Raw genomic sequence first — 19,491 nt, forward strand, 5'->3', positions numbered from 1 at the left:
GCGAGCGAATCATCGACATCATGCCCGCCGACGACACTGCCGCGGCTCGCCGCGTCCTTGAAAGCAGGGCGGCATGAGCGACGCTTGCGAACGAACCATCGACACCATGCCCGCCGACGACACTGCCGCGGCTTGCCGCGTCCTTGAAGGTGGGGCGGCATGAACCCGGCCGGCGCGGCACCGTGACCATGCAGCAGGACGAGGCGTGGTTCGACGACGCCGCGGGGCCGCTGTACCGGCCCTACACGGTCACCGGCGGCCGGACCAAGACGGACACGCACATCGGTCTCGATCTGCTCACGCTCGTGGTCGCTTTGACCTCGGCGCGGGACGCCGTGGGCCTGCCCAACGAATACGCCCGCATCGTGCGGCTGTGCCAGCAGCCGCTGTCGGTCGCGGAGGTCGCCGCGTACCTGGAGCTGCCGCTGCCCGTGGTGAAGGTGCTCCTCGGTGACCTCATCGAACGGAACCACGTGATCTTCCGGACTTCGGCACCGGTGACGGCGGCGCCGGACGAGCGCATCCTCCAGGCGGTGCTCGATGGCATTCGCAGACTCTGACAGAGGGAACGAGTTGGACTATCCCGTTCGCGGCAACCCGGCCCAGCCGGCCACGGCCTACCGCCGCAACCTCAGCGCGATGTCCCTGAAGCTGCTGATCGCCGGCGGGTTCGGGGTCGGGAAGACCACGATGGTCGGTTCGGTGAGCGAGGTGCCGCCGCTGCACACCGAGGAGGCGCTCACCGCCGCGTCGTCCGGGGTGGACGACCTCACCGGGGTCGAGCGCAAGACCACCACCACGGTGGCGCTGGACTTCGGCCGGATCACCATCAACCCCGAGCTGATCCTGTACCTGTTCGGCACCCCGGGACAGGACCGGTTCTGGTTCATGTGGGACGAGCTCGCCGTCGGCGCGCTCGGCGCGGTGGTGCTCGCCGACACCCGGCGCCTGGAGAGCTGCTTTCCCGCGCTGGACTTCTTCGAGCGCCGCGGGTTGCCGTTCGTGGTCGGCGTCAACTGCTTCGACGACGCATACCGGTACGGCACCGAAGAGGTCCGGGACGCCCTCGAACTGGATCCGGACACCCCGGTCCTGCTGTGCGACGCGCGCGACAAGGAGTCGACGAAGCAGGTGCTGGTCACCCTGATCCAGCAGGTGATGGCCGGCCGGCGGCTGGCGGCGGGCCACGCCTGAGTCAGCGGGCCCGGCCCAGCACCCGGGGCCCGACCACGGAAACCCTTGCGCCAGGCGGGAAAACGAACTCCCGCGACTCCACCTCGGCGAACTCCGCGCGGATCGTGGCCAGCGTGTCGCGGTTCGGATGGCAGCCGCCCATCAGGCGCGGCCACAGCAGGTCCGCCACGTCGTGATAACGGCCGCGCACCGCGCCACGTCCGCGGACGTGCTCGTAGAACCGCAGCTCGCCGCCGGACCGCAGCACGCGCCGGAACTCGCGCAGCGCCGCCACCGGGTCCGGCACCGAGCACAGCACCCCGGACACCACCACCGCGTCCACCGATCCGTCCCCGGCGGGGAGGCTGTCCGCGACACCGTCCACCACGCGGACCGGCACGCTCGACTGTGCCGCCCCGGCCTTCCCGCGCAGGGTCGGTTCCGGTTCGACGGCGATCAGCTCGGTGACCTCCGGCGGATAGTGGGCGAAGTTCAGCCCGGTGCCGGCGCCGACTTCCAGTACCCGGCCGGTGAGCCCGGCCAGCATCTCCCTCCGCAACGCCGCGTTGCCGCGCGCCTCGTTGCGGGCTCCGCAGCGGCTGAAGTACCACGCGAACAGCGGGTTTTCGACCAGGGCCACGCCGCGGCTCCCTTCGTCTGGCAGGCTGTTCCGGTGACGTTAGCCCTGCTGGACTCCGCGAGCCTGTACTTCCGCTCGTTCTACGCGCTGCCCGACTCGATGACCGCGCCGGACGGCACGCCGGTGAACGCGGTGCGCGGCTTCGCCGACACCGTCGCCCGGATCATCACCGACCGCAGGCCGACGAGGCTCGTCGCTTGCCTCGACGCCGACTGGCGGCCGCAGTTCCGGGTCGATCTGCTGCCCAGCTACAAGGCGCACCGGGTCGCCGACGCCGAGGCCAACGCCGAGGAGGTGCCCGACACGCTCACCCCCCAGGTGCCGATCATCCTGGAGCTGCTGGAAGCGGTCGGCCTCGCCACCGCCGAGGCGAAGGGCTACGAGGCAGACGATGTGATCGGCGCGCTCACCGCCCGCGAGCGGACCGACGCGGTCGAGGTGATCACCGGCGATCGTGACCTGTTCCAGCTGGTGCGCCCCGGTCCGGCGCCGGCCTCGGTGATCTACGTCGGCAAGGGCTGGGCCAAGGCCGAGGTCCTCGGCCCGGCCGAGATCGCCGAGCGCTACGGCGTGCCGAAGGACAACGCGGGCCCCGCGTACGCCGACATGGCCGCCCTGCGCGGCGACCCGTCCGACGGCCTGCCGGGCGTGGCCGGGATCGGCGACAAGACGGCGGCGAAGCTGATCACGCAGTTCGGCTCACTCGACGCGCTCATCGAAGCCGCGCATTCGGGTAGCCGGGACCTGCCGCTGAAGATGCGGCTGAAACTCACCGCTGCCCAGGATTATCTCGCCGTCGCCCCGAAAGTCGTGCGTGTGGCCACCGACGCCCCGGTCGAGATGTCCGGCCCGGACGCCGTGCCGAATGCCCCCGCCGACCCGGACCGCGTCGCGGAACTCGCCGAGCGCTGGAACCTGGGCAACTCCGTGCAGCGCTTGCTGAAGGCGCTGGACCGATAGCCGGGAACCGGAAACCGCCGCCCGGCAACGAAACCCGCGCGGCTCCCACCACCCGACCGTCACCCGGCAACGCAGGCAGCCGGACTCCCCACCACCCGGCGACGCCACCGGCGAGCCTCCCCACGCCAAACCGCCGCCCGGCAACGCAAGCCGGCCGGGCTCCCCACGCCCAGCCCCTCCCCCGCCCCGATCCCAAGCCGCCCTCGCGGTCACGGGTTCGGGTCAAGGCATCTTTCCCGCCTTGAAGCGGGCCCGGGACCGCGCACACTCAAAGATCGGGGCGGGGGTGGGGCCACACAGCGCGCTCTGCGCGCGTCCGTTGCTGTCGCAGCGCGCCCAGCAAGGAAAAAGACCAAAGAACTCCTCGCCGGAGGGGCTGGCGCCAGGATGAACACGGGCCCTTAGCCCGGCCGCCGGACCCAGCGCGGCTGGGAGAGAGCTGGGGTTCATCCCGTCGCCTCCTTCCAGGAGTATCACTTTGCCCCGGACGTGCGGGAGGTGCGGGCCCGGGTCAAAGTGATTTCGGGGTCGCAGGCGACGGGATGAACCCCAACTCGCCGGGCGGCTGCGCCCCTCACCCTCCGGAAGCCACCGCGGCATGCTTCGTCGTCACCGCGCGCCGCAGCGCCGCAGGCACCGGCTCGATCGCCGAGCCCAGTTCCTGCAGCCGCGCGCGGTACTGGCGCCGGTCCCGCGCGCCGGCCACCACCCGCAGCTGCCCGGCACCGGCCAGCGCCGCGAGCGCGGCGACCGGGCCCTCGACGCGTTCGGCCGACTGTCCGCCCCGGATCGCCCGGCCGACCTGCTCTGCCACCTGGCGTGCCGCGCGGGTGTCCCGCACCGTCACCCGCGTGTGCGGGAGCAGGCCCAGCACGCGGACACGCTCGGTCCGGATCACGCGCGCCTCGGCGAGCTGGTCCCGGACCGCGGGCACGATCCCCCGCTCGTTCCTGCTCACCCACCGCCGCCAGGATCGGGGCGGCGCCTGGGAAATCTCTTCGAACACCGCGCGCAGCACCGGGTCGGCGGGCGCGGGCCCGGCGACGGCGGCTTTGCCCGCGTCGTCCTTCAACTGTCCATTGAGGACCAGATCGGCGAGTGCGGCGGCACGCAGCAACAGGCCGAGTTCCCCGCGTGCGGTGAGTTTTCCGCGCCGCGGATCGAAAGCCAGCAGGTACATCGTGGCCGGCAGTGTTTCAGGCTGTTTCATCCTCGTCCTCCTCCGACTTGCGGGGCCTGCCCTGCGGCCGCATCCGGCCGACGCCGCGAGGCAGCCGCCCGGCGTCGGAAAGCGCCTTGCGCAACAGGAATTCGATCTGCGCGTTGGTGCTGCGCAGCTCGTCGCCCGCCCAGCGGGCCAACGCGTCGTGCACGGCCGGATCCAGCCGCAGCAGGATCTTCTTCCGCTCGGCCACTACGAGTACAGTGTCCCGGCGTTGACGACCGGCTGCGTGTCGCGGTCCCCGACCAGCACGACCATCAGGTTGCTGACCATCGAAGCCTTGCGCTCCTCGTCCAGGTCCACCACGTCGTGCTCGGCGAGCCGGGCCAGCGCCATCTCCACCATGCCCACCGCGCCCTCGACGATCCTGCTGCGGGCGGCGACGATCGCGCCCGCCTGCTGCCGCCGCAGCATCGCCTGCGCGATCTCCGGAGCGTAGGCCAGGTGCGTGATCCGCGATTCGATCACCTGCACGCCGGCCGACGCGACCCGGGCGCCGATCTCCGTGCTGAGCTTCTCGGTGATCTCGTCCGCGTTGTCCCGCAAGGAAAGCGTGCCCTCGTTGTGGGTGTCGTAGGGGTAGGCGTTGGCGATGTGCCGGACGGCGGTTTCGGTCTGGATGGCCACGAACTCCACGAAGTCGTCCACTTCGAACAGTGCCTGCGCGGTGTCCCGCACCTGCCACACCACGACGGCGGCCATTTCGATCGGGTTGCCGTCGGCGTCGTTCACCTTGGCCACATCGGTTTCGTGGTTGCGGATCCGGGTGGAAACGCGGCGGCGCGCGCTGAACGGGTTCACCCACTGCAGCCCGTCGGTGCGCAGGGTGCCGATGTAGCGGCCCAGCAGCTGCACCACCCTGGCCTCCCCCGGCGCGACCGGGGTGAGCCCGCGGAACGTCACCGCGCCGAGGACTACCACGACGATACCGATGGCCACCCCGGCGCCGCCCGCCGTGACGATCAGCGCCACGCCACCGGCGATCAGCACCAGCGCGACGAGCAGCATCAGCAGCCCGGGTAGCGCGCGCACCGATCGTTCCCTCGTGCGCGGGGCCGGCATTTCCACGGCTGTCTCGGTCATCGTTCTCCCCTTCGGCCCGGCGGGCTTGCCATCCGCCGTAAACCGTAGCATAGTGATATCACATTTTCCACGAACCGAAGGGGGCGCCGGCGTGAGCGATCGGCGGCTGGAGATCGATGGGGTCTCCAAGCGATACGGCGACACAATCGCCTTGCGGGACATGACTTTCGACGTGCGGGCCGGCGAGCTGTTCGGCTTCGTCGGCAGCAACGGGGCCGGCAAGACCACGACCATGCGGATCGTGCTGGGGGTGCTGGCGGGGGACGCGGGCCACGTCCGGTGGGACGGTGAGCCCATCACCCTGCAGACCCGGCGGCACATCGGCTACATGCCCGAGGAACGCGGCCTGTACCCGAAGATGAAGGTGGCCGAGCAGCTGATCTACCTGGCCCGGCTGCACGGGATGTCGGCAGGCGAAGCCAAGCGCTCGGTGGACGAGTGGACCGAGCGGCTCGGCGTGGCCGGCCGTCGTGACGACGAGGTGCAGAAGCTCAGCCTGGGCAACCAGCAGCGCGTGCAGCTCGCGGCCGCGCTGGTGCACGACCCGCGGATCCTGGTGCTCGACGAGCCGTTCTCCGGGCTGGACCCGGTCGCGGTCGACGTGATGAGCCAGGTGCTGCGGGAGAAGGCGGCCACCGGGGTGCCGGTGGTGTTCTCCAGCCACCAGCTGGATCTGGTCGAGCGGCTGTGCGACCGGGTCGGCATCGTCCGAAGTGGACAGATGGTCGCCCGCGGCACGGTGGACGAGCTGCGGGCGGGCGGCTCGGTCCGCCTGATCGTGGACGCGCCGGACGCCCCGCGCGACTGGGCGGGTGCTTTACCCGGCGTGACAGTGCTTTCGCACGAGGGCAGCCGCACCGAACTGGAACTCGGCGACGGCGCCGACGACCAGGCGGTGCTCAAGACCGCGCTGGCCACCGGGCCGGTGCACGAGTTCGCCCGGCGGCGGCCCTCGCTGACCGAGCTGTTCCGCAACGTCGTGGTGCAAGGGGAGGCACGATGAAAACCGGCATGGGCCCGATGGCGGCGATCCGGCTGGTGGCCGGGCGCGAGATCACCACGAAGCTGCGCTCGAAGGCGTACATCATCAGCACGGCGGTGCTGATCCTGGTGATCATCGCCTTCACCGTGATCATGAAGCTGATCGCGGGCAGCGGAGGTTCCGATGTGACCATCGGCTACACCGCGGCCAGCTCCTCACTCGCCGCCCCGGTGCAGCGCGGCTTCGAGGCGGTGGGCAAGACGGTCGAAACCAGGCAGGTGACCGACGAGGCGGCCGGCCGCGCCCAGGTCGAGGACGGCTCGCTCGACGGTGTGCTCGTCGGGGACGGCACCAAGGTCGACATCGTGGTCAAGAAGGACGTCGACGCCTCCTCGCGCAGCGCGCTGAACCTGGTCGCCGGCCAGCTGGCGCTCAACCAGCAGATCACCGCGCTGCACGGCGATCCCGCACAGGTCGCGGCCGCGGTCAGCCGCGCCGGGATCACGGTGCAGCAGCTGGAAAAACCGCACGAATACAACAGCCAGCAGCTGATCCTCGGGATCATCGCCGGGGTACTCATCTACCTGTCCCTGATGCTCAACGGCCAGACCGTGGCCCAGGGCGTGGTCGAGGAGAAGACCAGCCGGGTGGTCGAACTGCTGCTGGCCACGATCCGGCCGTGGCAGCTGATGGCGGGCAAGGTGCTGGGCATCGGCGCGGTCGGGCTGCTGCAGATGATCGCGATCGGGGTCGTGGGCATCATCTCCGGCCTGGCGACCGGGGTGCTGACCATCTCGGCCTCGGCCGCGGCGGGCACCGTCGTCTGGCTCATCGTCTGGTACCTGCTGGGTTTCCTGATGTACTCGATCGTGTTCGCCGGCCTCGGCGCGCTCGTCTCGCGGCAGGAGGACGTCGGCGGTGCGGTCACCCCGGCGCTGATGTTCGTGGTCGCCGGGTACGTCGTCGGCATCTCCGTGCTGCCGTCCGACCCGGGCAGCCACTTCGTCGAGGTGCTCTCGGTGATCCCGGTGTTCGCGCCGACGCTGATGCCGATGCGGCTGGCGATGGGCGGGGTGCCGGTCTGGGAGGCCGGGCTGTCCGTGCTGCTCGTGGTGCTGCTCATCCCGGGGCTGATCTGGCTGTCCGGCCGGATCTACCGCAACGCGGTGCTGCGCACTGGCGCCAAGGTGAAGCTGCGCGACGCGCTGGCCGCCGCCTGAGGCGTCAGAAACCCGTGCCACACCAAGGAATCGCGGGGGTGAAGAGGGCGTCGGCGCGGCCGGCGCCCTCTTCACTGCGCACCTCGATCCGGTTCAGTTCCGCGAGCGCGCCCGGCCGCTGGTCGCCGAGGTACAACATCGCCAGCACGTCCACGCCGAGGCGGAGATCCGCGGGCGCGTCCGTCCTTTCGACACCGTCCTGACCGACCGAGTACCGGCCGGAGTTCTCCGGCAGCACGGGATCGGCGACCTCCAGCACCACCGGCGCGCCCGGCCCGTACGTGCGGGCGGCGAGCGCCGCGGGCACGTCGATCAGGCGCAGCCACAACGAATCGTCGACCGCCACGGTCGCGCAGGCGCGCGGGTCGGCGAGCATCGCGTCCACCGGTTCGTCCAGCGGCCGGTCCGGCGCCTGGATCTCGGCCACCAGGTCGACCGAGTGCACGAAGCGCCACAGCTGCGCCCACGCCTGCGTGTTCGCGGCGTGCAGATCCCAGACGCGCAGGGCCGCGCCCGCCTCCGGGTCGAGGAAGCTCTCCCTGTTCTCGCTCTGGTACACGGCGAATCCGTCGTCACCGTCCGGCCCGGTGTGCACGGCGATCGTGCTGTCCCGCAGCTTCGGCTTTTTCCAGGCCCACCACTGCGGCGTGCGGGCGATCATCCCCGGCCGGTGCAGCCCGATCCGCCGGTACAGCTCCGGCAGCACCGTTTCGGCGTCCTCCGGCCGCACCAGCCGCACCCGGCCACCGCCCGGCGCATCGTCGCGGAACCGGGCCCGGCCGCGGTGGATGCGCAGGGTCTTCGCGCGGTTGGCGATGCCATAGCCGAACCGGCCGTAGATCACGGTTTCGCTCGCGTGCAGCGCGGCCAGCACGTCGCCCCGGCGCGCGCAGTCCCGCAGCTGCTCCCCCATCAACGCGGTCAGCACGCCGCGGCGCGTGTGGTCGGCCCGCACGCCGACCCCGTCCACCGCGGCCGTGGCCGGCGCCCTGCCCCCGGGAACGGCGAGCTCGGTGGCGGCCGATCCGGCGAGGCCGATCACTTCACCGTCGGCGAAGGCACCGAACCGCCGCTCGGCCGGGAACCCCGCGGCACGCTCGGCCCAGATTTCCGCGCTCAGCAACGGGAAATGCAACGCCTTGCCGAGCATGAAGAAGGCTTCGCGCCGGTCGGCTTCGGCCAGCGGCCGGACCTCGAACTCACTCACGGCACCTCCTTGCCGGACGCGGCGAGCCGCGGCTGCGTTATCACGTCGGCCGGCGTGGCCTTGGATGATTCGCGCGCGAGCTCGCTCATACCGGACGATCCTGCCCCCACCGCTGACGCCGGGCCACCGGTTATCTGGGCTGCGAGACCTGGTACGTGCCGTCCTGGCTCCGCACGGTGAGCGTGACCGTCTTGGGCGCGCCGTCGACCTGGAGCGCGCAGTCGAACGACACCCCGGTCTGGACCACCTGGCCGGACGGGCACCGCACGTCCGAGACACCGGCGAGGCCGTAGGACTGCACGAGCACCTGCCGCACCCCGTCCTGCAGGGCCTTGGCGTCGAAGATCCGGGGCGCCGGTGTCGCGCTCGACGACGTCGCCGACGAACCGCGCGAAGTGGCACCGATCGTGCTCGGCGTGACCCGGTCGCCGTCCCCGCCGCCACATCCCGCGAGCAGCAGGGCACCGGCCGTCACCACCACGATCCGGGCGCGCGAGTACACCGCGGTACCCCCCGAGAGAATCAGTCCAGTTTGGTCAGAAGTGTGTACCACACCAACCTGAGACGGGCGTGGCGAACAGCCGATCCGCCCGCCGCGGCACTTCGGGACCGGCCGCGCTGATCCGGCCGACCCCGGCCAGCGCGGACGGCCGCCAGGTGCCGAAGTACAGCATCGCCAGCGTGCCGGCGTCCAGCGACAGCTCGGCGGGTTCCTCGGTGCGCTCGGCTCCCTCGGCCGAGATGCGGTACCGGCCGGAATTGCGCTCCAGCATCCGGTCCGACACTTCGACGACAACCGGCTCGCCCTCGTATTCCCGCGCCGCCAGCGCCTGCTCGACGTCGACCAGCCGCAGCCACAGGTCATCGCCGCCGCCGGTGATGGTGCACGCCCGCGAGTCGGCGAACAGCAGCGGTGTCGGCTCGTCCGGCGCCCGGCCGCCGACGGCGATCTCGTCCACCAGGTCCACCGTGAGCAGATAGCGCCACAATCCGGCGAAGGCGTCGCTGTTCGCGTACTGCAGCTCGAGGACGTCCAAAGTGGACGGTTGATCCCAGGACGGGCGTTCCACCTTGTAGACGGCGAAACCGTCCGGGCCCTCCGGTCCGGTGTGGACGATCGCGTGCACCGGAGCCTCGGCCCGCCGCAGATGCCATTCGAAAGCGGCCCACCAGTACGGCGGCCGCGTCATCATGCCCGCCCGGTGCGGCAGTTCCTCGTACAGCCCGGCGAGCCGGTCCAGCCCCGGGTCCAGCGGCAGGAGGTCGATCCGCCCGCCCGCCGAGACCCCGGGCCGCAGCCGGGCCCGGCGCCGGTCGATCTTGCTGCTCTGGAACACCGTCGAGACGCCGTAGCCGAACCGGCCGTAGATACTCGCTTCACTCGCGTAAAGCGCCGCGAACACCACCCCGCGGTCGGTGAAGTCGCTCAGCTGGGTGCGCATCAGCTCGCTCAGCACGCCCCGGCGGGTGCGGTCGGGGCGCACCCCGACCCCGGTGACGCCCGCCAGCGGCCGCCTTTTCCCGCCCGGGACGGTCAGCTCCGCATCGAACGAGCGCGCGGTCCCGATCAGTTCGCTGTCGAACACGCCCAGCGTGCGGCCGGGCTGGTGCCACCGCCGCGCGTACGGCAGATCCTCGTCACTGACGGGCTTCACGTGCAGGGTGGACCGGAAAAGCGCGCTGGCCGCCGGGATTTCGTCGGGCCGCAACGCCCGCACGGTGTAGTCGCTCACGGCTCCGATCGTGGCCGAAGCGGACGGATCGGGCCAGTCGTTTACTGGCCGGGCCTGCCGACCTGGTACTTGCCGTCGCTGTCGAGCACCGTCACGGTGATCTGCTGCTGCTGACCGTCGATCGTGGCGGTGCAGGTGAACGTGGTGCCCGCCTTGACCTCCTGGTCGGCCGGGCAGGACACCGCGCTGGGGGTCTTGCCGTACTGCGAGAGCATGGACTTGACCCCGTCCTGCACCGCGCTCTGCGAGAGCACCTGCTTGACGAAGAACCCGGGCTTCCAGAAGCCGGTGACCCCGAGCGCGGCGACGATCACCACCAGCACCGCGATGATGATCCACAGCAGCTTGCCGCTCTTCTTCTTTTCCTGGCCCGGCGCGCCGAACCCGGCCTGCCGCCCGTAGTCGTACTGCCCCGGCTGCTGACCGTAGTAGGGCTGCTGGGCCGGCGGGTACTGGCCGCCGTACTGCTGCTGCGACGGGTCGTACTGCGGCTGGCCGTACTGGGGCTGCTGGCCGTATGGCGGCTGCTGACCGTACTGCGGCTGGCCGTACGGGGGTTGCTGACCGTACTGCGGCTGCTGGCCGTAGCCCGGCTGGGGCTGCTGCGGATAGCCCTGCGCTGGGAAACCGCCGGACTGCGGAGTGGGAGTGGGCCCCTGGGGGGTCTGTCCCCACTGCTGGGGGTCGTTGCCGCCGTAGGGCGTGCTCATCGCGAAAACTCCAATCCGGGGGCGGTCCGCTGTGCGCGATCCAACCACACCAAGCTGTGCGCCGGAAACCGCTACTCGGCTCCGGCGGCGACCACGCCGCGCCGCAGCGCCTTGACGGCTTTCGCCGCCGCGGCGCCCAGCTGGTTGTCGCGGCCGAGCACGGTGCGGATCTGGTCGAGCAGGTCGATCACCTGCCGGGACCAGCGCACGAAATCGCCGGCCGAGAGCTCCTGGCCGTTGGCCTCCGCGGTGGTCAGCACCTGCTCCAGCGACTCCCCGCGCGCCCACCGGTACACCGGCCAGGCGAACCCCGCGTCGGGCTCCCGCGTGCGCTCCAGGCGGTACCGGCGCTCGTCGTCGGCCAGGTCCGTCCACAGCCGCACCGTGTCCTGCCACGCCCGCGGCACCGCGCCCGAAGGCAGTCGCGGCTCCCCTGCCGAATCCCGCCGCGCCTCGAACACCAGTGTCGAAACCACCGCCGCGAGTTCGGCCGGGCTGAGCCCCTCCCACACCCCGTGCCGGATGCATTCGGCGGCCAGCAGATCCGACTCGCTGTAGAGCCGGGCGAGGATCGCGCCATGCTCGGTCACCCGGTTCTCACCCTTGCCGAGATAGCCGCGTTCGTCGAGCAGGTCGCGGATCCGGTCGAAGGCGCGGGCCAGTGAATGCGTCGTGGCCGCGACTTTCCGTTGCAGCTGCTCGGTTTCCGCGCTCAGCCGCTGGTACCGCTCGACCCAGCGCAGGTTCGCCTCGCGCTCGGCGAGCCCGTGACAGGGATGCGCCCGCAACTGCTGGCGCAGCGAGATCAGCTCCGGGTCGTCGTTCGCGCCCGTGCGCCGCTTTTGCCTGCCCGGCAAGGAGATTCCCGCGTTGCGCAGGGTGGAGGCGATGTCGCGGCGGGTCCTGGGCGAGCGCAGCTCCACGTGCTTGGGCAGCTTGATGTGCCCGAGCGGCTCCACCGGCGCCGGGAAGTCCGCCAGCGACAGCGGTCCGGACCAGCGGTCCTCGGTCACCACCACCGGGCGGGGTTCCCGGACCGGGTCCAGCCCCGGGTCGACGACCACCGCGAGCCCGGCCCGACGCCCGGACGGCACGGCGATCACATCGCCCTTGCGCAGCTTTTCCAGCGAGTCCGCGGTACTCGCGCGCCGCGCGGAGCTGTTCTGCTTGGCGAGGGTCTTTTCCCGGTCGGAGATCTTCTGGCGCAGTTCGACGTAATCGAGCATCTCCTCGAAGTCGGCCGTGATGGCCTCGGAGTACCCGCGCAGCGCTTCCCTGTTCTTCTCGATCCGGCGGGACAGGCCCACCACCGAACGGTCGGCCTGGAACTGCGCGAAGGACTGCTCCAGCAGGTCCCGCGCCTGCTCCGGGCCCAGCTGCGCGACCAGGTTGATCGCCATGTTGTAGCCCGGCCGGAACGACGAGCGCAGCGGATAAGTCCGGGTGGAGGCCAGCCCCGCGACCTGCTTGGGGTCCACCCCGGGCTGCCAGACGACGACGGCGTGGCCCTCGACGTCGATCCCGCGCCGCCCCGCCCGGCCGGTCAGCTGCGTGTACTCCCCCGGCGTCAGGTCTACGTGCGCTTCGCCGTTGTACTTGACCAGCCGCTCCAGCACGACGGTGCGGGCGGGCATGTTGATGCCCAGCGCCAGCGTCTCCGTGGCGAACACGATCTTCACCAGGCCACGGACGAACAGCTCCTCCACCGTCTCCTTGAAGGCGGGCAGCAACCCGGCGTGGTGGGCGGCGATGCCGCTCTCCAGCGCCTCGCGCCACTCCCAGTACCCGAGCACCGCCAGGTCACCCTCGGGCAGGTCACGGGTGTGCTCGGCGATGACGCGCCGCACCTCCGCGCTCTCCTCGGGCGTGTTGAGCCGCAGGCCCGCGCGGGTGCACTGGGACACCGCCGCGTCGCAGCCGGCACGGGAGAAGATGAAGTCGATCGCCGGCAGCAGGCCCGCCGCGTCCAGCCGGGTGGTGACGTCCACCCGTGACGGCGGCCGGAACCGGGGCCCGCGAAACTGCTGCTTGCCCCGGCCTCGTGGCCCGCGCGCGCCCGCCGGAGCGTGCAGCCTGCCGACCTCCTCGACGCGGCGCAGCAGGCCGGGGTTCATCCGCAGCTCACCGTCGTCGGCGAACAGGTCCAGCAGCCGGTTGCCCACCATCATGTGCTGCCACAGCGGGACCGGGCGATGCTCGTCGACCACCACCGTGGTGTCCCCGCGCACCTCCACCAGCCACTCGCCGAACTCCTCGGCGTTGCTGACGGTGGCCGAGAGGCCCACCACCCGCACGTACTCGGGCAGGTGGAGAATGACCTCCTCCCACACCGCGCCGCGGAACCGGTCGGCGAGGTAGTGGATCTCGTCCATCACCACGTAGCCGAGGTCGGTGAGCGCCGAGGAACCCGCGTAGAGCATGTTGCGCAGCACCTCGGTGGTCATCACGACCACCTGCGCGCTGCCGTTGATCGCGGTGTCACCGGTGAGCAGCCCCACGGCCTCGGGACCGTAGCGGTCGGCAAGGTCGTTGAACTTCTGGTTCGACAACGCCTTGATCGGCGTGGTGTAGAAGCATTTCCGGCCTTCGGCGAGCGCGAGGTGGACGGCGAACTCGCCGACCACGGTCTTGCCCGCACCGGTCGGCGCGCACACCAGCACGCCGTGCCCTTCCTCGAGCGCCGCACAGCCGCGCACCTGGAAGTCGTCGAACTCGAAGGCAGCTTCGGCCGCGAAACGGCTCAGCTGAGGATGTTTCCCACGGCGCTTGGCGGCCTGATAGGCCTCGGCCGGGGACGGAGAAGGGCTAGCGGCCACTCCGTCAGGGTGTCATACCCGCGCCTGACCTCGCATGCGGTGGGGTGGCGAGATCACGCGCGTCCGGCACGCATCAGGCCGACAGCGGAAACCCGGGGCCGCGCTTCCCTGTCCGCCCCCGTCGTGCGGCGCGCCGGCCAAGGCCCGCGCGGCCCGAGACGGATCAGCCGGAATGCCGAGCGCACGGGCGAAGCCGTTGCCGCAACCGCCCGGGACCACGCCCAGCTCCGCGCCGGTTTCGGCGCAGAACCCGATGGCGTGGTGGACCGAACCGTCTCCGCCGGGCACGACCAGCAGGCCCACATCCGAGGGCCGCACGTGCGGCGGCCACCGCGTCCGCGAGATGCACCGCCGTGCCGCGGCCGGCGTCCGGGTGCACGGACAGCGCCGCCCGCACGTCAGGTGATGTCGTCGGTGCTGGCCTTACCCGCCGGCGTGCCCGGCTCGGGCTCGGTTTCCGGGGCGCTCGGGGTGTAGTCGAACGGGGCGGCCTCGTTGTCGTCGAGCTCGTCCCAGCCCTCGTCCGCGCGCTCCCGCTCCTTGCGTTTGTCGTGCACCCGCGCGATCTGGACCGAGATCTCGAACAGCACCGTCAGCGCCCCGGCGAGGCCGAGCATCGAGAACGGGTCCGAGCCCGGCGTGGCGAAGGCGGCGAACACGAAGAGCAGGAAGATGATCCCCCGCCGCCACTTCTTGAGCTGCGGGTACTTGAGCACGCCGACGAAGTTCAGCATCACCACGAGCAGTGGCAGCTCGAAGCTGACCCCGAAGATGACCAGCAGCGACAGTACGAACGAGATGTACTTGTCGGCGGTCAGCGCGGTGGTGAAGAAGTCACCGCCGAAGCTCATCAGCATCTTGAACGCGTGCGGCACGATCAGGTAGGCCAGCACGGCGCCGGCGGCGAACAGCACGCTCGCGAAGCCCACGAAGGTCAGCGCGTACTTGCGTTCCTTCGAGTACAGGCCCGGCGCGATGAACGCCCAGATCTGGTAGAGCCACAACGGCGAGGTGAGCACCGCGCCCGCCGCGACGCCCACCTTCAGCTGGATCATGATGCCTTCGAACGGCGCGCTCTGCAGCAGGCGGCAGGTGCCGTCGGGGCCGATCGTGCCGGGCAGCAGCCGGTCCGCGGGAATCCCGCAGTACGGCGCGTTCATCAGATGACCGAGGGACTCGACCGGGCCCAGTCTGGTCTGGAACCAGATGAACCCGAAGATGCCCCCGGCGACGACCGCGAGCACCGCGTAACCGAGCCGCCTGCGGAACTCGTAGATGTGCTCGATCAGCGTCATCGTGCCGTCGGGGTTCAGCCGGCGGCTGCGCTTGCGCCGCCGGGACCGGCGGCCGTTGGGGGCGGGCTCCGCCACGAGAGGAATCCGTCCTGGCTCAGCTGGCGTGCTTCTGCTGCTCTTGCTGCTTCTTGAGCTCGTCGAGCTGACGCTGCAACTCGGCGACCTGCGCCTGGTCGGCGGCAGGCTGCGGGGTGGCCGCGGGCGCGGAGAGCTGCTTCTTCTCGGGCTCCTCGGCGGCGTCCTCGTCGTGCAGGGACTTGGTCTCGGCCTTGAAGATCTTCATGGACTTGCCCACCGAGCGCGCAGCGTCGGGAAGCCGCTTGGCACCGAAGAGCAGCACGACGATCAGCACCAGGATGATCAAGTGCCACGGCTGCAACCCGTTCAGCATGAGTGGCTCCTATCTGTTCGTTGCCCAATCCTACTGGTTTTCCGGGGTGTGACGTCGCTGCGCCAGCGCGTACCGCACTCCGGCCGCGCGCGCCCTGACCAAGCCTGCACGATCGTTGTAGTCCGTCAACACCATGCTCATGGTCGAACGGAAACGGCGCAAGAGGCGAAACAGCCGGAAGAGCAGCGCCGCGAGGATCAGCAGACCGGCGGCGGCGAGCACGATGCTCGGCAGGTACGACACGCGGTAACCCTACTGGCCCAAGGTTGACGGAAGGTGACCAGCCCGGGCCAGCGCGTCGGCGGCGCGGCGGCGAACCGCTTCGGCCAGTTCGGGCGGATTGTCCACCCTCGCGTCGCCGCCGAGACTGAGCACCAGGCGCGCCATCCACCACTCGTCGCCGTAGCGCATCCGCACCCGCAGCCTGCCGCCGGGCAGCTCGGCCAGCTCCTCGCACGGGTAGTACTCGGCGACCCAGCGCGCGTCCGGCTCCAGCACCAGCTCGGCCACCGGCTGACCGGGCCGGGCGGAGAACACGCCGTCGGTGATGTCGGTGGGCCGGGCGGTGGGCGGCGGCGCGGCGCGCTCGTCGAGCACCCGCACGTCGTCGATGCGGTCCAGCCGGAACAGCCGCACCCCTTCGGCCCGGCGGCACCAGGCCTCCAGGTAGCCGACCGCCTGCACGATCAGCAGCCGCATCGGGTCGACCGTGCGCTCGGTGATCTCGTCCCGCGACGCGGTGTAGTAGCGGATGCGCAGCGCGCGCCCGGCCCGCAGCGCCTGCTGGACGATGCCGCGGGTGTTCGCGGTGGCCTTGCCTTCGCGCACGCCGAGGCCGACCACGACGCCGGACGGCTGGGCCTGCCCGGCCGCCGACTCGATCTTCGCGAGCGCCCGGCGCACGGCGTCGGTGTCCAGCAGCCCCGGCGTCTCGGCCAGCGCGCGCAGCGCCACCAGCAGCGCCGTCGCCTCGCCACCGGTGAGCCGCAGCGGGCGGTTCATCCCCGCGTCGAACGTCACCGTGACCGTCTCGCCCTCGAAGGACAGGTCGATCAGGTCGCCGGGCCCGTAGCCGGGCAGCCCGCACATCCACAGCAGTTCGAGATCGCGGCGCAACTGCTTGGGGGTGACGTCGAAATCCCTTGCCGCGTCGTCGATCCTGATGCCCGGCCGGGCCAGCAGGTACGGCACGAGCGCGAGCAGCCGGGGCATCCGTTCGCTCACGGCCTGCCTCCCTGCGCCGCGACGGCGTGCAGGCGCTCGCGCACAGCCTTCGCCAGCACCTCCGGCTCCAGCACGAGGACGTCCGGGCCGTGCCCGGCGATCCAGTCCGCCGCGCTTTCCGGGTAATACAGTTCCAGCTCGGCCAGGTCGCCCTCGACACCGTCCACGGTGAGCCGGCCTGTCAGCCGTGCGCGCCGGCGCACCCCGGCCGCGCGGCGGTCGGCGATCCACAGCCGCGCCGTCGCCACCGGGGCCGGGTCGGACCCGCCGCTGCCCGCGACGAACTCAAGCAGGTTCACGTTCTCCGGCGGCTGTACCTCGCCGGTTTTCCCGACCGGCCGGACCTCGCCGACGACGCGGGAAAGCCGGAAACACCGTGGCGCCCCCCTGTCCCGGTCGTGCCCGACGACGTACCAGCGGGCGCGCCAGGACACCACACCCCATGGTTCCAGCGTGCGGGTGAGCCGCTCCGGGGAACTCGAACGCCGGTAGTCGAAGCGAACCGCCTGCCTGTTCTGCACCGCCGCGAGCAGCGGCGAGAACGCCGGCTCGGTGCGCACCCGGGACTCGACTACGGGCGGCGCCGTATGGTCGACGTCCACCCCCGCGGCCCGCAGTTTCACCAGTGCCCCCTGGGCCTGCCCGGTCAGCTCCGGGGAATCCCACAGGCGCACGGCCAAACCGACCGCGGCCGCTTCGTCCGGCGCCAGCTCGATCTCGCCCAGCTCGTAGTCACGGCGCGCGATCCGGTATCCGTCGGTGGAGTCGAACACCGAATTCCGCCCGATCTCCAACGGGATGCCCAGCTCGCGCAGCTCCGTCTTGTCCCGCTCGAACATGCGGGAGAACGCGTCGTCGCTTGCCGCGTCGGCATATCCGGGCACGATGCCGCGGATCCGGTCGGCACTGAGGTACTGCCTGGTGGACAGCAGGGCCAGCACCAGGTTCACCAGGCGTTCGGCGCGGGCGGTGGACACGGGACCACATTAGCTCGCACCCGCAAGCCCCGATCGGAGGTCCCGCATTACACGCCGTGCCGTACCGATTGTTTACCGATCCTCCCGTCAGTCATGGCAGGCACATTCGAACCCATGACCGATCGAGTGCTACTCATTACCGGTGCCTCCCACGGAGGGGCACCGTGACCGCCCGTCGTGCGAACGCCGGGCAGATGGCGCCGGTGTCGTTTCTCCGGCAATGGCGGGAAATGGCGACAACCATTGCGGCGCAAGGGAAAGCGCGCGGCCCACCTCGGGCGGGTGGGTGCGCTGTGCGGTCATCCCATCGCCTGCTCCCAGGATTTCGAGGTCGCAGGCGACGGGATGACCGCACAGTTTCGTGCTGTTGGCCCCGCTACAACGAGCTGATCAGCCGGTCCACTCGTTCGTCCACCGCGCGGAACGGGTCCTTGCACAGCACGGTGCGCTGCGCCTGGTCGTTGAGCTTGAGGTGCACCCAGTCGACGGTGAAGTCACGGCCCGCGGCCTGCGCGGCGGCGATGAAGTCCCCGCGCAGCTTCGCCCTGGTGGTGGCGGGAGGGGTGTCCTTGGCGGCCTCGATCTCGCCGTCGTCGGTGACCCGGTCGACCAGCGCCTTGCGCTGCAGCAGGTCGAACAGGCCGCGCCCACGCCGGATGTCGTGGTAGGCGAGGTCCAGCTGGGCGATCCGCGGGCTGGAGAGGTCCAGCCGGTGCTTCGACCGGTACCGCTCCACCAGCCGGTGCTTGATCGCCCAGTCGATCTCGCGGTCGATCCTGGTGAGGTCCTGCTGCTCGACCGCGGACAGCGTGCGGCCCCAGAGCTCCATCACCCGGTCGGTGAGCGGGTCGGATCCGCGCCGCGCCACGTGCTCGACCGCCCGGGTGTAGTACTCCTGCTGGATGTCCAGCGCGGAGGCCTCCCGGCCGCCCGCCAGCCGCACCCCGCGCCGCCCGGTGAGGTCGTGGCTGATCTCGCGGATCGCGCGGATCGGGTTGTCCAGGGTGAAGTCGCGGAACGCGACACCCTCCTCGACCATCTCCAGCACCAGGTTGGCGGTGCCGACCTTGAGCAGGGTGGTCACCTCGGACATGTTCGAGTCGCCGACGATCACGTGCAGCCGCCGGTAGCGCTCCGCATCGGCGTGCGGCTCGTCGCGGGTGTTGATGATCGGGCGGGACCGGGTGGTCGCCGAGGACACGCCCTCCCAGATGTGCTCGGCCCGCTGCGACAGGCAGTACACCGCGCCGCGGGGGGTCTGCAGCACCTTGCCCGCACCGCAGAGCAGCTGGCGGGTCACCAGGAACGGCAGCAGCACGTCGGCGATTCGTGAAAATTCGCCAGCACGAGCCACCAGATAGTTCTCGTGGCAGCCGTAGGAGTTGCCTGCCGAGTCGGTGTTGTTCTTGAACAGGAAGATGTCCCCGCCGATGCCCTCGTCGGCCAGCCGGCGCTCCGCGTCGACCAGCAGGTCCTCGAGGATGCGCTCGCCCGCCTTGTCGTGCGTGACCAGCTGGATGAGGTCGTCGCATTCGGCCGTGGCGTACTCCGGGTGCGAGCCGACGTCCAGGTACAGCCGAGAGCCGTTGCGCAGGAACACGTTCGACGAACGGCCCCAGGACACCACCCGACGGAACAGGTAGCGGGCGACCTCGTCCGGGGAGAGCCGGCGCTGGCCGTGGAAGGTGCACGTGACCCCGAACTCGGTCTCGATGCCGAAGATCCTCCGCTGCATACTCTCCACCCTAGGCTTCCGAAGCCGTCGTGCGGCCAGTCCGTACGGACTCACTTAGGCTGCATCGGTGCTGGAATGGTTGCCCCGCGTGGTGCACGAGGTCAATCGCGTCGACCGTGAGCT

Annotated in this window: 21 protein-coding genes; 5 read left to right on the top strand and 16 right to left on the bottom strand. The window is 70.8% G+C overall.

The genetic code is table 11. The features are described from left to right. Positions 1-188 precede the first annotated feature (188 nt). The gene (locus tag VHD82_RS36555) at positions 189-560 is read left to right on the top strand and encodes a DUF742 domain-containing protein (protein ID WP_325714216.1); all 372 of its coding nucleotides are present in this window, start codon (positions 189-191) and stop codon (positions 558-560) included. A gap of 79 nt (positions 561-639) precedes the next feature. Next, the gene (locus VHD82_RS36560) at positions 640-1,194 is read left to right on the top strand and encodes an ATP/GTP-binding protein (protein WP_325714218.1); all 555 of its coding nucleotides are present in this window, start codon (positions 640-642) and stop codon (positions 1,192-1,194) included. Position 1,195: 1 nt separating this feature from the next. Here VHD82_RS36560 and VHD82_RS36565 read toward each other — a convergent pair whose 3' ends face one another. Then, complete coding sequence (locus VHD82_RS36565) at positions 1,196-1,813, bottom strand: class I SAM-dependent methyltransferase (protein ID WP_325714183.1); 618 nt, start codon at positions 1,811-1,813, stop codon at positions 1,196-1,198. 33 nt (positions 1,814-1,846) lie between these two features. Here VHD82_RS36565 and VHD82_RS36570 point away from each other — a divergent pair, with 33 nt between their 5' ends. After that, on the top strand, positions 1,847-2,773 hold the full coding sequence (locus VHD82_RS36570; RefSeq protein WP_325714185.1) for a 5'-3' exonuclease: 927 nt from the start codon (positions 1,847-1,849) through the stop codon (positions 2,771-2,773). Positions 2,774-3,347: 574 nt separating this feature from the next. On the opposite strand, the gene VHD82_RS36575 is transcribed toward VHD82_RS36570, so the two are convergent. Genes VHD82_RS36575 through VHD82_RS36585 form a run of 3 tightly spaced genes read right to left on the bottom strand, consistent with a single transcriptional unit; the run spans position 3,348 to position 5,078 of the window. Then, positions 3,348-3,983: a GOLPH3/VPS74 family protein gene (locus tag VHD82_RS36575; RefSeq protein WP_325714187.1), complete on the bottom strand. Its 636-nt coding sequence runs from the start codon at positions 3,981-3,983 to the stop codon at positions 3,348-3,350. Beyond that, a complete protein-coding gene (locus VHD82_RS36580) occupies positions 3,970-4,188 on the bottom strand; it encodes a hypothetical protein (protein ID WP_325714189.1) in 219 nt (72 codons plus the stop codon). Before VHD82_RS36580 ends, VHD82_RS36575 begins: the two co-directional genes overlap by 14 nt. Then, complete coding sequence (locus tag VHD82_RS36585) at positions 4,188-5,078, bottom strand: SPFH domain-containing protein (protein WP_325714190.1); 891 nt, start codon at positions 5,076-5,078, stop codon at positions 4,188-4,190. Before VHD82_RS36585 ends, VHD82_RS36580 begins: the two co-directional genes overlap by 1 nt. Before the next feature lie 160 nt (positions 5,079-5,238). Between VHD82_RS36585 and VHD82_RS36590 the strand changes: the two genes are divergently transcribed. Further along, on the top strand, positions 5,239-6,081 hold the full coding sequence (locus VHD82_RS36590; RefSeq protein WP_414637647.1) for an ABC transporter ATP-binding protein: 843 nt from the start codon (positions 5,239-5,241) through the stop codon (positions 6,079-6,081). Continuing rightward, complete coding sequence (locus tag VHD82_RS36595; RefSeq protein WP_325714194.1) at positions 6,078-7,280, top strand: ABC transporter permease; 1,203 nt, start codon at positions 6,078-6,080, stop codon at positions 7,278-7,280. The genes VHD82_RS36590 and VHD82_RS36595 overlap by 4 nt, the downstream gene beginning before the upstream one ends. Positions 7,281-7,284: 4 nt before the next feature. Here the strand turns inward: VHD82_RS36595 and VHD82_RS36600 are convergent, their stop codons facing one another. The 12 genes from VHD82_RS36600 to pafA form a co-directional block, all read right to left on the bottom strand. Then, positions 7,285-8,487, bottom strand: coding sequence for a GNAT family N-acetyltransferase (locus tag VHD82_RS36600; RefSeq protein ID WP_325714196.1), 1,203 nt, complete (start codon positions 8,485-8,487; stop codon positions 7,285-7,287). A gap of 130 nt (positions 8,488-8,617) precedes the next feature. After that, complete coding sequence (locus VHD82_RS36605; RefSeq protein WP_325714198.1) at positions 8,618-8,989, bottom strand: DUF4333 domain-containing protein; 372 nt, start codon at positions 8,987-8,989, stop codon at positions 8,618-8,620. Positions 8,990-9,023: 34 nt separating this feature from the next. After that, positions 9,024-10,220 (bottom strand): GNAT family N-acetyltransferase, encoded by a 1,197-nt coding sequence (locus VHD82_RS36610; protein WP_325714199.1) that lies wholly within the window; start codon positions 10,218-10,220, stop codon positions 9,024-9,026. 41 nt (positions 10,221-10,261) lie between these two features. Then, positions 10,262-10,930 carry a DUF4333 domain-containing protein gene (locus VHD82_RS36615; RefSeq protein WP_325714201.1) on the bottom strand — a complete coding sequence of 223 codons (669 nt, stop codon included), beginning with the start codon at positions 10,928-10,930 and terminating at the stop codon, positions 10,262-10,264. Between the two features lie 71 nt (positions 10,931-11,001). After that, the gene (locus tag VHD82_RS36620; RefSeq protein WP_325714202.1) at positions 11,002-13,746 is read right to left on the bottom strand and encodes a DEAD/DEAH box helicase; all 2,745 of its coding nucleotides are present in this window, start codon (positions 13,744-13,746) and stop codon (positions 11,002-11,004) included. A gap of 12 nt (positions 13,747-13,758) precedes the next feature. Beyond that, complete coding sequence (locus VHD82_RS36940; RefSeq protein WP_414637646.1) at positions 13,759-14,064, bottom strand: diacylglycerol/lipid kinase family protein; 306 nt, start codon at positions 14,062-14,064, stop codon at positions 13,759-13,761. Positions 14,065-14,144: 80 nt separating this feature from the next. Further along, positions 14,145-15,116, bottom strand: a complete 972-nt coding sequence (gene tatC / locus VHD82_RS36625; protein WP_325714204.1) for a twin-arginine translocase subunit TatC — start codon at positions 15,114-15,116, stop codon at positions 14,145-14,147. 19 nt (positions 15,117-15,135) lie between these two features. Then, positions 15,136-15,432, bottom strand: coding sequence for a Sec-independent protein translocase subunit TatA (gene tatA / locus VHD82_RS36630; protein WP_325714206.1), 297 nt, complete (start codon positions 15,430-15,432; stop codon positions 15,136-15,138). A 30-nt stretch (positions 15,433-15,462) separates the two neighbouring features. Beyond that, the gene (locus tag VHD82_RS36635) at positions 15,463-15,675 is read right to left on the bottom strand and encodes a bacteriophage holin (protein ID WP_325714208.1); all 213 of its coding nucleotides are present in this window, start codon (positions 15,673-15,675) and stop codon (positions 15,463-15,465) included. 9 nt (positions 15,676-15,684) lie between these two features. Continuing rightward, a complete protein-coding gene (locus VHD82_RS36640) occupies positions 15,685-16,644 on the bottom strand; it encodes a helix-turn-helix transcriptional regulator (RefSeq protein ID WP_325714220.1) in 960 nt (319 codons plus the stop codon). Between the two features lie 8 nt (positions 16,645-16,652). Next, positions 16,653-17,633 carry a helix-turn-helix transcriptional regulator gene (locus tag VHD82_RS36645; protein WP_325714210.1) on the bottom strand — a complete coding sequence of 327 codons (981 nt, stop codon included), beginning with the start codon at positions 17,631-17,633 and terminating at the stop codon, positions 16,653-16,655. 376 nt (positions 17,634-18,009) lie between these two features. Next, positions 18,010-19,368, bottom strand: coding sequence for a Pup--protein ligase (pafA, locus tag VHD82_RS36650; protein ID WP_325714212.1), 1,359 nt, complete (start codon positions 19,366-19,368; stop codon positions 18,010-18,012). Positions 19,369-19,491: the final 123 nt, after the last annotated feature.

It is taken from the genome of Amycolatopsis sp. (assembly GCF_035546795.1).
Taxonomy (GTDB): Bacteria; Actinomycetota; Actinomycetes; order Mycobacteriales; family Pseudonocardiaceae; genus Amycolatopsis_E.

Excerpts from the sequence above, each read along its gene's own strand:
- VHD82_RS36595 (WP_325714194.1), top strand. The coding sequence starts at position 6,078 with ATGAAAACCGGCATGGGCCCGATGGCGGCGATCCGGCTGGTGGCCGGG.
- VHD82_RS36585 (WP_325714190.1), bottom strand. The coding sequence starts at position 5,078 with ATGACCGAGACAGCCGTGGAAATGCCGGCCCCGCGCACGAGGGAACGA.
- VHD82_RS36590 (WP_414637647.1), top strand. The coding sequence starts at position 5,239 with ATGACTTTCGACGTGCGGGCCGGCGAGCTGTTCGGCTTCGTCGGCAGC.
- pafA (WP_325714212.1), bottom strand. The coding sequence starts at position 19,368 with ATGCAGCGGAGGATCTTCGGCATCGAGACCGAGTTCGGGGTCACGTGC.
- VHD82_RS36575 (WP_325714187.1), bottom strand. The coding sequence starts at position 3,983 with ATGAAACAGCCTGAAACACTGCCGGCCACGATGTACCTGCTGGCTTTC.
- VHD82_RS36640 (WP_325714220.1), bottom strand. The coding sequence starts at position 16,644 with ATGCCCCGGCTGCTCGCGCTCGTGCCGTACCTGCTGGCCCGGCCGGGC.
- VHD82_RS36560 (WP_325714218.1), top strand. The coding sequence starts at position 640 with ATGTCCCTGAAGCTGCTGATCGCCGGCGGGTTCGGGGTCGGGAAGACC.
- tatA (WP_325714206.1), bottom strand. The coding sequence starts at position 15,432 with ATGCTGAACGGGTTGCAGCCGTGGCACTTGATCATCCTGGTGCTGATC.
- VHD82_RS36555 (WP_325714216.1), top strand. The coding sequence starts at position 189 with ATGCAGCAGGACGAGGCGTGGTTCGACGACGCCGCGGGGCCGCTGTAC.
- VHD82_RS36615 (WP_325714201.1), bottom strand. The coding sequence starts at position 10,930 with ATGAGCACGCCCTACGGCGGCAACGACCCCCAGCAGTGGGGACAGACC.